The sequence below is a fragment of the Sharpea porci genome (assembly GCF_009695655.1).
GTDB lineage: Bacteria > Bacillota_I > Bacilli_A > Erysipelotrichales > Coprobacillaceae > Sharpea > Sharpea porci.
In genome coordinates, this window is the sequence record NZ_VUNM01000009.1 from 19,651 (window position 1) to 33,449 (window position 13,799).

General features: G+C 32.2%; 14 protein-coding genes and 1 other annotated feature (1 of these 15 running past the window's edge). Of the genes, 2 read left to right on the top strand and 12 right to left on the bottom strand.

The genetic code is table 11. The annotated features are described in order from the left end of the window. Positions 1–48: a binding site (T-box leader), on the bottom strand; it reaches 176 nt to the left of the window's first position. 198 nt (positions 49–246) lie between these two features. The 4 genes from FYJ79_RS05545 to FYJ79_RS05560 form a co-directional block, all read right to left on the bottom strand. Then, entirely contained in the window at positions 247–942 is a 696-nt protein-coding gene (locus tag FYJ79_RS05545; protein ID WP_154515269.1) for a hypothetical protein, read from the bottom strand. After that, on the bottom strand, positions 935–1,579 hold the full coding sequence (locus FYJ79_RS05550) for an ABC transporter ATP-binding protein (protein WP_033162216.1): 645 nt from the start codon (positions 1,577–1,579) through the stop codon (positions 935–937). Before FYJ79_RS05550 ends, FYJ79_RS05545 begins: the two co-directional genes overlap by 8 nt. After that, positions 1,569–2,375, bottom strand: a complete 807-nt coding sequence (locus FYJ79_RS05555) for a hypothetical protein (protein ID WP_154515271.1) — start codon at positions 2,373–2,375, stop codon at positions 1,569–1,571. Before FYJ79_RS05555 ends, FYJ79_RS05550 begins: the two co-directional genes overlap by 11 nt. Before the next feature lie 638 nt (positions 2,376–3,013). Further along, positions 3,014–3,844, bottom strand: coding sequence for a hypothetical protein (locus FYJ79_RS05560; protein WP_154515273.1), 831 nt, complete (start codon positions 3,842–3,844; stop codon positions 3,014–3,016). Positions 3,845–4,497: 653 nt separating this feature from the next. Here FYJ79_RS05560 and FYJ79_RS05565 point away from each other — a divergent pair. Further along, positions 4,498–5,208, top strand: a complete 711-nt coding sequence (locus tag FYJ79_RS05565; protein WP_154515275.1) for a LytR/AlgR family response regulator transcription factor — start codon at positions 4,498–4,500, stop codon at positions 5,206–5,208. Positions 5,209–6,119: 911 nt separating this feature from the next. Further along, entirely contained in the window at positions 6,120–6,605 is a 486-nt protein-coding gene (locus FYJ79_RS12415) for a GHKL domain-containing protein (RefSeq protein ID WP_195837025.1), read from the top strand. 307 nt (positions 6,606–6,912) lie between these two features. Here the strand turns inward: FYJ79_RS12415 and rpsI are convergent, their stop codons facing one another. The 8 genes from rpsI to FYJ79_RS05610 all read right to left on the bottom strand — a co-directional run bounded on the left by rpsI (position 6,913) and on the right by FYJ79_RS05610 (position 13,767). Further along, positions 6,913–7,305, bottom strand: coding sequence for a 30S ribosomal protein S9 (rpsI, locus tag FYJ79_RS05575; RefSeq protein WP_033163018.1), 393 nt, complete (start codon positions 7,303–7,305; stop codon positions 6,913–6,915). A gap of 13 nt (positions 7,306–7,318) precedes the next feature. Continuing rightward, positions 7,319–7,756 (bottom strand): 50S ribosomal protein L13, encoded by a 438-nt coding sequence (gene rplM, locus FYJ79_RS05580; RefSeq protein ID WP_033163019.1) that lies wholly within the window; start codon positions 7,754–7,756, stop codon positions 7,319–7,321. A gap of 210 nt (positions 7,757–7,966) precedes the next feature. Further along, positions 7,967–9,562: a GGDEF domain-containing protein gene (locus FYJ79_RS05585; RefSeq protein WP_154515279.1), complete on the bottom strand. Its 1,596-nt coding sequence runs from the start codon at positions 9,560–9,562 to the stop codon at positions 7,967–7,969. 81 nt (positions 9,563–9,643) lie between these two features. Further along, complete coding sequence (gene truA, locus FYJ79_RS05590; RefSeq protein ID WP_154515281.1) at positions 9,644–10,375, bottom strand: tRNA pseudouridine(38-40) synthase TruA; 732 nt, start codon at positions 10,373–10,375, stop codon at positions 9,644–9,646. Then, positions 10,372–11,172 carry an energy-coupling factor transporter transmembrane component T family protein gene (locus FYJ79_RS05595; RefSeq protein ID WP_154515283.1) on the bottom strand — a complete coding sequence of 267 codons (801 nt, stop codon included), beginning with the start codon at positions 11,170–11,172 and terminating at the stop codon, positions 10,372–10,374. Before FYJ79_RS05595 ends, truA begins: the two co-directional genes overlap by 4 nt. Further along, positions 11,169–12,014, bottom strand: coding sequence for an energy-coupling factor transporter ATPase (locus FYJ79_RS05600; RefSeq protein WP_154515284.1), 846 nt, complete (start codon positions 12,012–12,014; stop codon positions 11,169–11,171). The genes FYJ79_RS05595 and FYJ79_RS05600 overlap by 4 nt, the downstream gene beginning before the upstream one ends. Further along, the gene (locus FYJ79_RS05605; RefSeq protein WP_154515285.1) at positions 11,990–12,817 is read right to left on the bottom strand and encodes an energy-coupling factor transporter ATPase; all 828 of its coding nucleotides are present in this window, start codon (positions 12,815–12,817) and stop codon (positions 11,990–11,992) included. Before FYJ79_RS05605 ends, FYJ79_RS05600 begins: the two co-directional genes overlap by 25 nt. 77 nt (positions 12,818–12,894) lie before the next feature. Beyond that, the gene (locus FYJ79_RS05610; protein WP_154515287.1) at positions 12,895–13,767 is read right to left on the bottom strand and encodes a MurR/RpiR family transcriptional regulator; all 873 of its coding nucleotides are present in this window, start codon (positions 13,765–13,767) and stop codon (positions 12,895–12,897) included. Between the last annotated feature and the right edge of the window lie 32 nt (positions 13,768–13,799).

Here is a 13,799-nt window from a genome sequence, read left to right on the forward strand (position 1 = left end):
TCTCTATCCTGTCTTACACAAATAACTTATTCCCTTCAAAGAATTTACTTGAGTTATTCAACGACCATATAATAGAACGCACATTCACTATTGTCAACATATTTTTTGATAAAATACAATTAGTCATATATTAATTTAGCCTAATCATATATTTTCACTTATTTTATTTAGAAAGAAAACGCTTTACTTATCATCAAAGGATGAATAATGAAGGTTCTTGTTATCAAAATATGTTTAAAATTGACTTTATTGATATTTATCATAAACCAGTAATGAAATGGATTGATATTGTTTTAACTCATCACTTTTTATGAAAATCGCTGATGCATCTTTAAAGTCACGATAGTGGATTTCTCCCTCCTCAATCCGCTTTGATTCAATAAATAGAGGTGACTCCTCTTTACAGTATTTACTAAATCGTGTTGACACTGGAATATAAGTCATTTCTTCACTCTTCTTATATTTGTATCCTTTCACTTTATCTAGATGTTTGAGAAATAATAAATATTCCTGATGATCATTCATCAAAACATATCCTCTAATTGAAGTCATATTTTCCATACCTTTTTGATACGAGATGGATACTGGTTCTTGAATATAGATCAGATCACCTTTCTCTAAATGATCTTTTGTCTTATAAACATCAAGGATTTTAACAGGTGTCTTTACACTATTAAGAAATAATTCGCTATTATTAAATGATTGAACTTTAACAATTAAATCACTATGTTTCTCTAATTCATCAAGAGTATTTATTGAATCATCAAAGTATAAGCTATCTTCATCATCAGAATATATGAAATGATCAAGATGGTATTGTTTTTTGATTTGACGTAAATGATATTCTCCAGTAAAAGAATGTTTTGTTGCTAATGCATATCCAATAGTTGCACTTATGAAAATGAAAAGAGTTAAAAAATATATTTTCGTGTTTCTAGTCATTTTTCTCTACTCTTTCTACTTTTCCAGAATTCAAATAAATCTTTTCATCAAATAACTCATCAATATCTTGTTGATTATGAGTAGCAATAATAATACAAGCATTGCGTCTCTTTTCTTCAGTTATAATATTCTTGAATTGAATAATAGCATCTTGGTCTAGTGCATTTGTTGGCTCATCTAGTAATATGAGGTCAGGTTTCTCCATAATGGCTTGTGCAATTGCTAATCTTTGCTTCATGCCAAGTGAGTATTTAGCCACGGTTCTTTGATCATGAGGATCTAAGCCTACACGTTTTAATGTCTCAATAATATCCTGTTTGGAAATTTTATCTCTTATTTCTGCTAAATACAGCAAATTTTCCATCCCCGTATAGTATTTAAAGAATGAAGGTGTTTCAATGATTAATCCCATTTCAGGTGGATAATCCATATCTTTATGTAATATTTTATGATCAATACTAATTTCCCCTTGATCAATGCGAATCAATCCTGCGATTGCACGCAACAACATAGTCTTGCCTGATCCATTATGGCCACATAGACAATATATTTTCCCACTTTCAAATTCTAAATTTATATTATTTAAAATGATATTTCCTTTGATTTCTCTAGTAACATCTTTTACACTAATTTTCATAATTTCCTCCTAATAAATCTTTTCTATTGATAATGCACATTAATCCAACAACACTTATCACTAACTCAATCATCTGACATATAAAAGAAAAAACATATTTATAATGAGGAAATACAGAATAAGTTATTGACGTACCATAAAAGGTATATTTAGAAACATAATAGTAATTGTAGTTACCATGATTAAACGGGATATACTTACAAAGTTCTAAATAAGATGGAGAATTATGAAAGACAATCCCTGTTATAATAATTGGACTTACAATGACGAGTAATGAAAAGACCATACCAATTTCAAATTTCATGTAATAAAGAAAGAATTCACTTATGAATAATATAATTAATAGCTGCATAGTTGATGTTATAAGCAGTTTAATCAATTCACCTCCAATTATTTGAATAGGATGAAATTGGAATGTTATAAAAGCAATGATGAGTATTTGAATAAGCTGGTAGAATAATGAGTAAAACACATTCTTTATAGCAAAAAATAAAAGTATTTTCGTGTTTTTTTCAAATCTGTACTTTATATAGATTTCATTTTCTTTTATTTCCTTAACAATTTCATAGGGTATGAAATAGATGAACAAGACAGATATCAACAATAATGAAATAATTTGAAGAATGGATGTACTCTCTTCTAAAAAAGTTCCTCCCATATACATTTGATATGTGCCCAATAGACTATCAGGTAGAAAATTTCTATGACTGATATATTTCAGTATAAAAGACAAAGCTATGAGAGCGATGATTTTTATCAATATTCCTTTATTCTTTGTGATGAATTTATAGTACATGCTTAGATTCTCCTAACATTTCAAATTGATCAATAGTTCTATATAAAAAAGCTGTTAATAGCATGATGGATAATAATATAGAAACAATGAGGACAGTCTTATTCTCATATTCGAAAAGCATAAGTGCTACTAAATTAGGAATGCGCCTTTCTCTCAACAAGCCACTTAACAAATTAGTAATGTTACTTAAGCAATAAGTTATGATAATTGATATCGTTTTATTCCTTACTCTGATATGTACAATGATATATATCATGCAAATCATCATAATAGTTATAAAGAAGCTAAGGTAATAGCGCATGATCAGAAAGAAATCTATGTGATAAACCAAGACAGAAATAACATGCAATGGTAACAATAATGCACATGTTATTGTAAATGCGTCCAAAATCATTTTCCCCATAATAAAAGAAAAAAATCTTTTCTTTGTTTGAAATCTCGGCATAATCATATTATTAAATATTGGTAAGATGTCAGTAGAAAAATATGACAGTACTACAGGAATAATAAAAACAACAATAATGATAATGGAAAAAGTATTCACCATGATGTTATTCGTATTGACTGATCCTTTAAACATAAATAAAATCACTAATTCCACTATTACGATAAACAAATAGTTATTGATTTGACTTTTATTAATGAATCGATTCATATTTCTTCATTCCCTTGATCAAAATAAAGATTTCTACCACATTTAATAATATGATTGACATACAAACACTAAAGAGGGATACATCTACATCAATCCCCATATAGGAAATATAATTTAACCAATTCATATTGAAAATGATGCCAATGATACTAGTAATTGCCATTCCAATAAATGTCATAATAGCTATTTGAATAAATTCCAAATTTTTAAATGGTTTAATAAAACTCAAAGCATAAGGAATATTGGAAATTGTTGCTAGAAAAAGACTAGTGAGTATATTTTTGGACAATATATAGAGCAATGGATATTGAATTCTTAGAAAGTCAAATAATATTTTTTTATCATATCTTTGAATAAGATCATAGACAGGTATACCCCATCGATTATCAAAGCCAACAGTTGGATATACAATATAAGTAATCAACAGATTAACTAATCCTGAAAACAAAACAACACTAAAAACGATAATAAAATTCGCAATAAACTTAGATAAATAATAATCTTTCTTGCTTATTCGCGTGATGACCATTGCTTGCATGCCATTTTTTTCTTCTTTCCACTTGTTTGAAGAATAAATAATCATCACAAGAAGAGGCGATAAATACTCAAAAATATTAACTATAGCCCTAGCTTTAATGCTGACATACATGGAATTATCAATATATGATTTGATATATAAAATATTTTGACCATAGTCATGATAACAATTCAGAATGATACTCATTAAACTTACAAAAAGAATAGCTGCAAATACAAATTTGAACTCAATCTGATTTATTGAGTTCTTTATTTCAATTTTAATTTGTTTAATCATAATCTCAATACACTCATCCTCCATTTCATTCTAACTGTTTGGTACTATAGCCGCATGATTCTTAAGTATTCTCCCTCTATTAATAGTGTTTGCATTCATAATATCCTATGACATTTACTACACTAACTTGCATTTTTACACATTCATTAATTGCATGACGTTCAACAATTTCATTTTTTGCTTTAAGCAAGTCATAAGTTATTCATCCTCAAAACAACAATATCCATATTTTTGCTACATTTACATCCTAACATATGCATCAATGCATTTAATAGCTATGTCCTGAAATGAATTTTAATGAGCATAAAATGCATTTTAGGATATTGAAATAGGCAAATAGGATAATCGCTTCTTTTAATGTCGTATAAATAGCTTCTTAATGATCGCTTCCTGTGCAAATAATCGAGTTGTTTATCATTTACAATGTGTGATATAGTATATTCCATACAAGGATCATGATAACGATTTTCCTTTGATTTCCATGAACTTCTTTATTGAAAATAGAAATGTGGACTATGTATTGCTAAGATACGAAAGTAAGAATTACGACTTATGTCTGACCAATGGCATTTTGTATTCCTAGTAAAATGAACTATGTTTACTTTAAACATAGTTCAATATTTAACTGATGTAATTTTAGGGAGAGAAGAAAGATGATGAGATGTTGTGTACTGGAAGATAATAATGAAGATTTAAATAAGATTGTTGAATGTATCAAATCAGATCATTATTTAAATGATCATTTAGAAATACAAACATTTTATTCACCAAATCAGATTCATTTATCCACAGATAACTTTGATATTTTATTATTAGATATTGATTTACCCGAACAAAGCGGAATAGATTTTGCTAATGAATACCTTAAAATGCATCCAAATTCTAAAGTTATTTTTATAACTACACATAATGAACTTGTATTTGATACTTTTAAAGTTCATCCCTATAGCTTCATAAGAAAAGAGTATATGCATATTGAACTCAATGATAGCTTACATGATCTGCTTGACTTAATAAAGTTAAATAAAAAGGAACTGATCATAAGTGATAAAGGACATGCTATTACAATCCAACAAAGCGATATCATTTATATCGAGTCATTTAAACATTATTGCTATATCTATACAAAGGGATGTCCTGATCCATATAAAACGAGAATAAGCATGTACCATGTTATCAAAGATCTTGCCTTTTATTTCTATCGCGTCAATCGTTCCTATATCATTAATCTCAATGAAATTAAAAAGATCCAGAATGGTAAGGTCACGTTAAAAAACAATTTAGAAGTATCAATACAACGTGGACAAACCAAAAAATTTCAAAAAACCTATAATGATTTTATTTGTAAAAAAACATTGCTTTAGAGATCGCATCAACATTAATAATCGACAATGCAATTGATGTAAAATATCACGCATCGCAAAGTCAGTCATTATAACCTTTTGAGACAATTGAAACATGGTTATCTATGGCATAAGAAACTTAAAGTTATAAGTAAGAAAGGATTATTATTATGAATTTATTCATTAGTATTGTTGAGGGATTATTAATATCTCGCTTTACATCAATGACCGCCATTAATAAAAATAGAAAAACTGCTTCACTGATTGTTTATACTTTAATTCAATGCACATTCTCATATCTAGCATTCCTTTTTAATTTTGATTCTTTCTTGTCTACATTTATCATTGTTTTCAACTATACACTTTTTAGTTTTAATAACACATTAAGTTCACTGCCAAACAGTGTTTTCCTAGGTTTCACATTAAATCTTCTTATTCTTATTGCAAATAGCTCTACTGTCATCTTGAATTATGCAATCCATTATTTCTTTAATATGCAACTTCATTTTTATGTCATGCTTATTATATCGAAATTATTGTTATGGCTACTAGTAGAAACTATCGGAAGACTCATCCAGCGTAACATCCATTATAATAATTCAAAAATAAACTTATTCAATTTATCAGTTCTATTAGTAACTTCTTTATATTCATTACTCTTTGATAGCTATTTTCATAAACTCATTAAAGTTCAGTATTTTCTAATCAATACTGTTATTTTGTCTTTGCTTGTACTCGTTATTTATAAATTGTTTGAAATTCAGAAGCAAAACTTAATTGCTATCTCAAATCAAAAACTATTAGAAAAAGAAATTGCATTCCAAAAGAATAACTATCAAAAAATCATATCAAACGAAAATGAAACAAGAAAAATACGACATAATTATAAACACTTATTATTGTTGTTAAAAGAATATACAGAGAAAGAAGATTTGAAAAATATAGAAAATACGCTCAATAATCAATTAAAGAATATTGATGAGCTTAAATATGCAATTAATACAGGAAATGAGTCTATGAATTTCATTATTTCACACTATCTTCCATTGATTAAAGAAAGTAATATTGATTTAAAATGCAACTATTTTGAAGATCAACCAAATATTGATAAATTGGATTTCTACATCATTTTTGGTAATATTCTTGAAAATGCGATAGAACATTGTGATAGTGATAAAATCAAAAAGGTTAATATTGAAGCAGGAAAAACAACTGATGATCGATACTATTTCAAAATCACGAATACCATTCTTACAACTGATAATATTGATCTATCATCTTCAAGAAAGAACAGTATTAATCATGGTCAAGGCATAACAAGTATCAAGCAATTAGTAAAAAAGAATAATGGCATAGTTAAGTTTATGCAATTAAAGAATAATTTTAGGGTTGTCGTTATCTTACCAATGAATAATTAAAAACTATGGAGTCATATATGCCAAAAGCATATGATTCCATAGTTTTTTATTAACAGCATAATCCAAAGTCAACAAACACTATCACAAATATCACAAAAGTATTTGTTTATAGGATGGTTTGATTATAATAATTTACAATATGAAAGACTATTCACTTTCTCCATATTCTTACCATCCTTATTTACTATTTTATAATGAGTTTCCTAAAGTTCTATTTTTTTAGAAAGAAAAAAACTCAAATCAAATAAGAGCAAATGAATGCTCCCATTGATTTGAGTTTCTTTGCATTTCTCCAAAAACGTATAAATTAACGTTTTGAGAACTGTGGTGCTTTACGTGCTTTCTTAAGACCATATTTACGACGTTCTTTCATACGTGAATCACGTGTTAAGAAGCCAGCAGCCTTAAGTGCAGGTCTGTAATCAGATCCTGCTTCTAATAAAGCTCTAGAGATACCATGTCTGATAGCTCCAGCCTGTCCTGAGTAACCGCCACCTCTAACGTTTACTCTAACATCAAACTTATCTTTTGTACCAGTTAATTCAAGTGGCTGATTTACGACCATCATTAAGATGTCGCTTTCAAGATATTCTCTTGCGTCAACGCCATTGATAGTGATTGTACCAGTACCTGGTGTTAACATTACACGAGCTACTGAAGATTTTCTTCTTCCAGTTCCTCTATACATTACGTCTGCCATTTACTGTTCCTCCCTATCCTTTAATCTTTAATTCTTCTGGTTTCTGTGCAGCATGTGGATGTTCTGCGCCAGCGTAAACATATAATTTCATTCCCTGCTTACGACCTAAAGTATTATGTGGAAGCATACCTTTAACTGCAGCTTCAACAAAACCTACAGGATCCTTTTCTCTAAACTGACGTGCAGTTTTGACTTTTAATCCACCAAGGAATCCAGTATGATGGTAATATTTCTTAGTATCTAACTTATTACCAGTCATCTGTACTTTGCTAGCATTTACAACGATAACATAATCACCTGTATCTACGTGAGGAGTGTAGGTAGGCTTATTCTTACCTCTTAATACACTAGCAACTTCTGATGCTAAACGACCTAAAGTCTGACCTTCAGCATCAACAACATACCATTTTCTTTCGATTGTGGCTTCTTTAGCCATTGTTGTCTGTCTCATCTTTTTCTCCTTTTAATTAACCTTACCGGGGTCTTTATAAAAAGGTAGTTGCTGATAGAAAAATACCATCTTCTTGATAAGTTGAAGACATAACTATCAGAAACAAACATCTCTCAGGGCGCGAAAGAGCACCCAAATCGACATCAATTATAATACCTTTGATAAAGTGCCTTGTCAATTGAAAAAAGGAAAAAAGCTTTCTTTTTCCCTTTATTTTTTATCTTCTTCTTTGATTCGTTTTTTATTTTCATACATTCTATGATCAGCGCAATTAAAGACATCCAAGAGCGCTTGAGTATGCTCATCGGCAAGACCATATCCTGTCGCATAGCTAATAGGAAATTGTGCATTTTGATTATACTGTTTGACTTCATACGCAATGTTTTCAGCAATCCGATGCAGCTGTTCTTCATCGCAATGACGAATCATTGCCAAGAATTCATCACCGCCATATCTTCCTAAAAAAGCCATCCCTGGTAGTTGAGAAGAGAGGATATGGGCAAAATGTTTTATCATCTGATTGCCTGCTTCATGTCCTAACGTATCATTAGTATACTTAAGATCGTTGAGATCAAAAATCATGATGGCATCACCAGCAACAACAGGCGTATTATAAACAACATCATTACAGCGTGAACGGTTCATTAAGCCTGTTAATTCATCGATTCTTGCTTGATGAGCAAGTAAGAATGTTGAAAGAATCGCATTAACGATAATATAAATCAAGAATGTGATTAATGTATAAAGGACCCCAACAGAATGGTTGAAAGCATAATACATCACAATATCCATGATGACACCACAAACACATACGATAAATGTCAACAACATCACATTCTGGGCACGATCTCCCTTATGTGAGCGATATTTATCTATGATATTCACCATCACTACAATAACATCAAATGCAAGTACAATATGGAACATCGTTAATTGTTCACGAAAATCTCTTATTTGTAAGACTTGCAAAAGTGAAACTTCCAAAATAAAAGCATTGGATAGGAATATGCCATAATCGATATATTTTTCTAAACGTGGCTTAAATTCATATTTTATATAAAGCATTAAGGCTGATGGCGAGAGATAAAAAGCAGTAAGTGACATAAAACTAATAAATCTTGGTGATTTATTGAATACAAGTGGTAAGAATGTTGTATCACCCATCTTCCATATGCCAATAAGAATCGCAAAAATGCCAAGTAAGGCAGAACTTTCCTTAGCTTGATGTAAGCAATAGCGCATGAATGTCATCAACAATAAGATGATCCCTATAATAATTGATGACAAAGCAAGAAGAACTTGAGGGGCATTTTCTTTAAGAATGATATTCGAAAAATCATCTTCCCCAGCCACATAGAATGTAAGCTTTTGGTTCTGTAGAGATTTATAGACAGGTATCTCTTCAATGACAATACTTTTAAATGAATCACGATTGACTAAAGGAATACGTACCCAATAACAGCCCAATGTATGATTTTGAGGCATTTTGGCAGAAGGCTGTTCGGAGAAAACAAGATCACCATCAATCCATACTCTCGTATATTCATGTACGACAAAGAATGATAATGATTCATTACGATCATTGATTGTATCCATTGTCATAAAGTATACCTTTTTTATTCCTGTTGGTGTTGAGGAATCTTTGACAATATTCATAGAATAGTCATTAGGTGTGATGGTGAATTGTGTCGTATCACTACGTGGGGCAATGATTGTTGGTTCTTTGTGATAGACAAAGACAAATAATGATAGGACAATAAAAAAGACAAGTATGATATACACAGCTAACTGATTGAGCCTCTTCATGATGTCATCACCCTTTTCATGTTCATTATATACAACATCACATAATTTACAAGATAATTATAATAACGTCATATTTATGACCTATTCATAATAAACATGTTCTAGATATAAGCCTTGAGGTTCTGCTTTAAATAAGCATTTCTTTGTTCCACGACTTTCCAACAATTCCAATAAAAAGTCTTTTGAGCGACGGTGTGCCCCAACCTGAATAAGACCACCAACAATCATTCTTACCATATATCGCCTAAAGCCGTCTCCAACTATTTTAAAAGTAAAATAGCCATTCTCTTCAATGATTTCTAAGGAACTGATTGTTCTTACTGTTGTACCTAATTGATCATAAACACAAAAGGAAGCAAAATCATGTGTTCCAATAAAGATCTTTGAAGCCTCCTGCATGCTTTTTAGATCAAGTGTGCCATAGGGATATTGATAAATATAATGTCTTTCAAAAGGATTATAGGGATTGGTTGAAAGGCGATAATGATATTCCTTTTTCATTGCACTATAACGTGAGTGAAAATCATCACTCACTTGTTGGCTTTGTTTGATGTAGACATCTTCTGGTAAGAAGTGATTGATTGCTCTTTGCCACTGCTTTGGGGCAATGTCTTTTTGGGTATCAAAATGAAAGACCTGGTTGCTAGCATGCACTTTTGCATCCGTCCGACCGGATGAATGAATGATATTATTTTCGCCAGTAATTTTATTGATGGCCGTTTCAATCACTTCCTGCACGCTGCGACAGTCAGGTTGCTTCTGCCAGCCATAGAACGATGTGCCATCATAGCTTACAATACATTGTATTCTCATAGAATGAAACTAAGCCCCCAGATTCCAAAAAATAATACCAGCACAAGTGTTAATGCAATCGTATCGTAATAGTGCCAGTGTAACTGATGAAAACGAGTACGTCTTGCTGAAGGATTGTAGTTACGACTTTCCATCGCATTCGCAAGATCTTCAGCACGCTGAAAGGCTGATATGAAAAGAGGAATAATGAGTGAGACAATTGCGGCAATCTTTTCTTTAAAAGTGCCTTCATTAAAATCAACACCACGGGAAGCCTGGGCTTTCATGATACGCTGTGTTTCTTCCATTAAAGTAGGAATGAAACGTAAGGCAATGGAAATCATCATTGCGACTTCATGCACAGGAAAGCCAACCTTACCAAGTGGCTTCATCAAACGCTCTAAGCCAAGTGTCATATCCAAAGGCTTTGTCGTTGACGTTAACATTGTTGTCAGACAAATAATCAGTACTAAACGCACAACAATATATTCTGTTTGGCGAATAGCACCTGAATAAATAGGAAAAGGTCCAACACGATAGACAACATGCCCAATTCTTACAAAAAACAAATTAAAGATGGTAAGAAAGATAACCATAAAAATCATCGGCTTCATACTCTTTAGAACACGCTTTACAGGTATGTGACTTAAAAAGAGAGCACATAAGACAAAGATCCCAATCAAGCCATATCCAATAAAACCCGCATCAAAAAATACCGCAATCAACAATAACAATAATGAGGCAATCTTGAGACGAGGATCTAAGCGATGAATGATGGAATGTCCTGGAAGATATTGTCCAAATACGATATCATTCATGAAAGCTCACCTCCAATTGCTTCAATAAGTTCATCAACACTTTTAATAGAAACAGGTAGATGGAAGCCTTTCTTGTTGAGCTGATGAATAAAAGAAGTAATGATTGGTAAATCAATGGAGAGGGATTCAAGATACTCTGTCTCATTGAAGAGTTCAGTTACTGAACAATCTTTTTCAATCTGACCATGATTCATGACAATCGCATGATCACAATATTCAAGAACCTGATTCATATCATGTGTCACCATAATAACGCTCTTACCTGTTTCTTGGAAATCTTTAAAAAGACGCATCATCTCTTTGGTCCCCTGTGGGTCCAAGCCAGCTGTTGGTTCATCAAGAACAAGAATATCGGGTTCCATTGCCAGTATGCCCGCAATCGCAACACGGCGTTTCTGCCCCCCAGAAAGTTCAAAGGGAGAACGTTCGAGATAGCTCTCATCAAGTCCAACTTTAACCAACATTTCACGTGCAATCTTCTTTGCGCTTTCTTCATTCATGCCAAAGTTCATTGGGCCAAAAATAATATCTTTTTCAATCGTTTCCTCAAAGAGCTGATACTCTGGAAACTGGAAAACTAAGCCGGCTTTTTTACGTAATGGCTTAAGCTTCTGCTTGTTAGTGGCGGTGATGATATAATCATCAACACAGACTTCCCCCTTAGTTGGAATCAACAAGCCATTAATATGTTGGATGAGGGTACTTTTGCCTGAGCCAGTATGACCAATGAGGGCTGTAAATGATCCCTTTGGGATATTGAGATCAATGCCTTTGAGGGCATGATAGGCAAAAGGTGTATCGGGAGAATATGTATATTCTACTTCTTTGAATGTAATTGCCATAATGTTTCGACGAGTCCTTTCTGGTCAATTGTTTCTTCAATAGGAAAACCTTTTTTCTTAAGGGCAGATGTAATCTTGTAGGCAAAAGGAACATCAAGGGCTAATGATTCAAGTGTCTTTACGTCTTTAAGAACAACATCGGGTGCACCTGTCTGAATAATATGTCCATCTCCCATGAGAATGACTTGATCACTTATGGCTGCTTCTTCAATATCATGGGTAATAGAAAGAATCGTCATTCCCTTTTCTTTATTGAGCTGGTGGACCAGTTCATTGATTTCTCTTTTGCCAAGTGGATCGAGCATACTCGTTGCTTCATCAAGAATAATGATGGATGGTGACATAGCAAGAATACCAGCAATGGCAACACGTTGTTTTTGTCCTCCTGACAGCTTAGTAGGCTCATGATCAAGGAAGTCATACATATTCACTTTTCGGGCATATTCTTCAATAATACCTGGCATTAAATCAGGCTCAATACAAAGATTCTCTAAACCAAAAGCAATATCATCCCTGACTGTTGAACCAATAAACTGATTGTCTGGATTCTGGAATACAATGCCTATTTTACTTCTCACTTCATAAAGATGATCTATTGTCAGAGGTATTTGATCCACGATAATCTCACCCTGGCCTTCAAGTAATCCTATAAGTAATTTCGCAATAGTACTCTTGCCAGAACCATTATGTCCTAGGATTGTTGTATAACTTCCCTTAGGAATAGTAAATGAGATATCTTCTATTGTTTTTGCACCTGCTTCATATTCAAACGAGAGATGTTTGACTTCAATCATGTTTTCCATATTAATCCCCTTAATTGCCATTAAATTGTATTATTTTCATATCTTTATGTCAAACCAAAAAAGACAGGCGAACCTGTCTAAAGCTTAGAATTATCTTCATCAATAAATGCATATTCTGAGAAATTATCATCGATATTTTCCGCAATTGTCATTTTATAGTCTAAATTCTTATTATAGTCTTTCGCAAAAATACCGGCATAAAGAATATCAAAGAGACAATTGATACTTTCTGTTGAAGCAAAGTCAGCAATCTTCGTATTCAGCATCTCTCTAGAAGAAATATGCAGGATGGCATCAGCGAGATGTGAGAGTTCTGATTGTGAAATTGAAGTAATGGCCACGATTGGTGTATGGCGTTCCTTCAACATATGTGCAACTTTCACCATTCTACTCGTTTCACCACTATAGCTTACAACAACTGCAGCATGCTTTTCATTACTCATGGCAGCCTGTAATATAGGATCACTCATCATCAGGACGTTTTTATTGATGGTATGCATCTTATTTTGAAATAAACGCCCCGTGTATTCATAGCAGGCTTTGGCATAAACATCAATCACTTCAGCTTCACTAAGCAAAGTGATCGCTTTATTGAGTTCATCATGTTTGAGCAGTTTTCTTGTATCTTCAGCTGTTTCACTATGAAGTGTAAGAATATTGTTGGCGATAGTCACAACATCATCATCTTCAACAAAGGGAATTGTCGCATCGATATCCTGTGACTGAAACATATAATGAAGTTCTTCTAAAAAGGCCTTTTTGAAATCACTCCAGCCCTTGTAGCCTAACTTTTTAGAAATACGCACAAGTAATGGTGCGGAAGTATATGTGGCATTGGCAATATCTTGGATTGTCATGGGTTCAATGGCTTCTGATTGACTTAGAATATAGCGTAAAATAACTTCCTCACTCTCTGAAAAGTGAGTATTCTGAATCTTATTGATAATCATATATATATCTTTCCCTTTCAAACGGGATTATT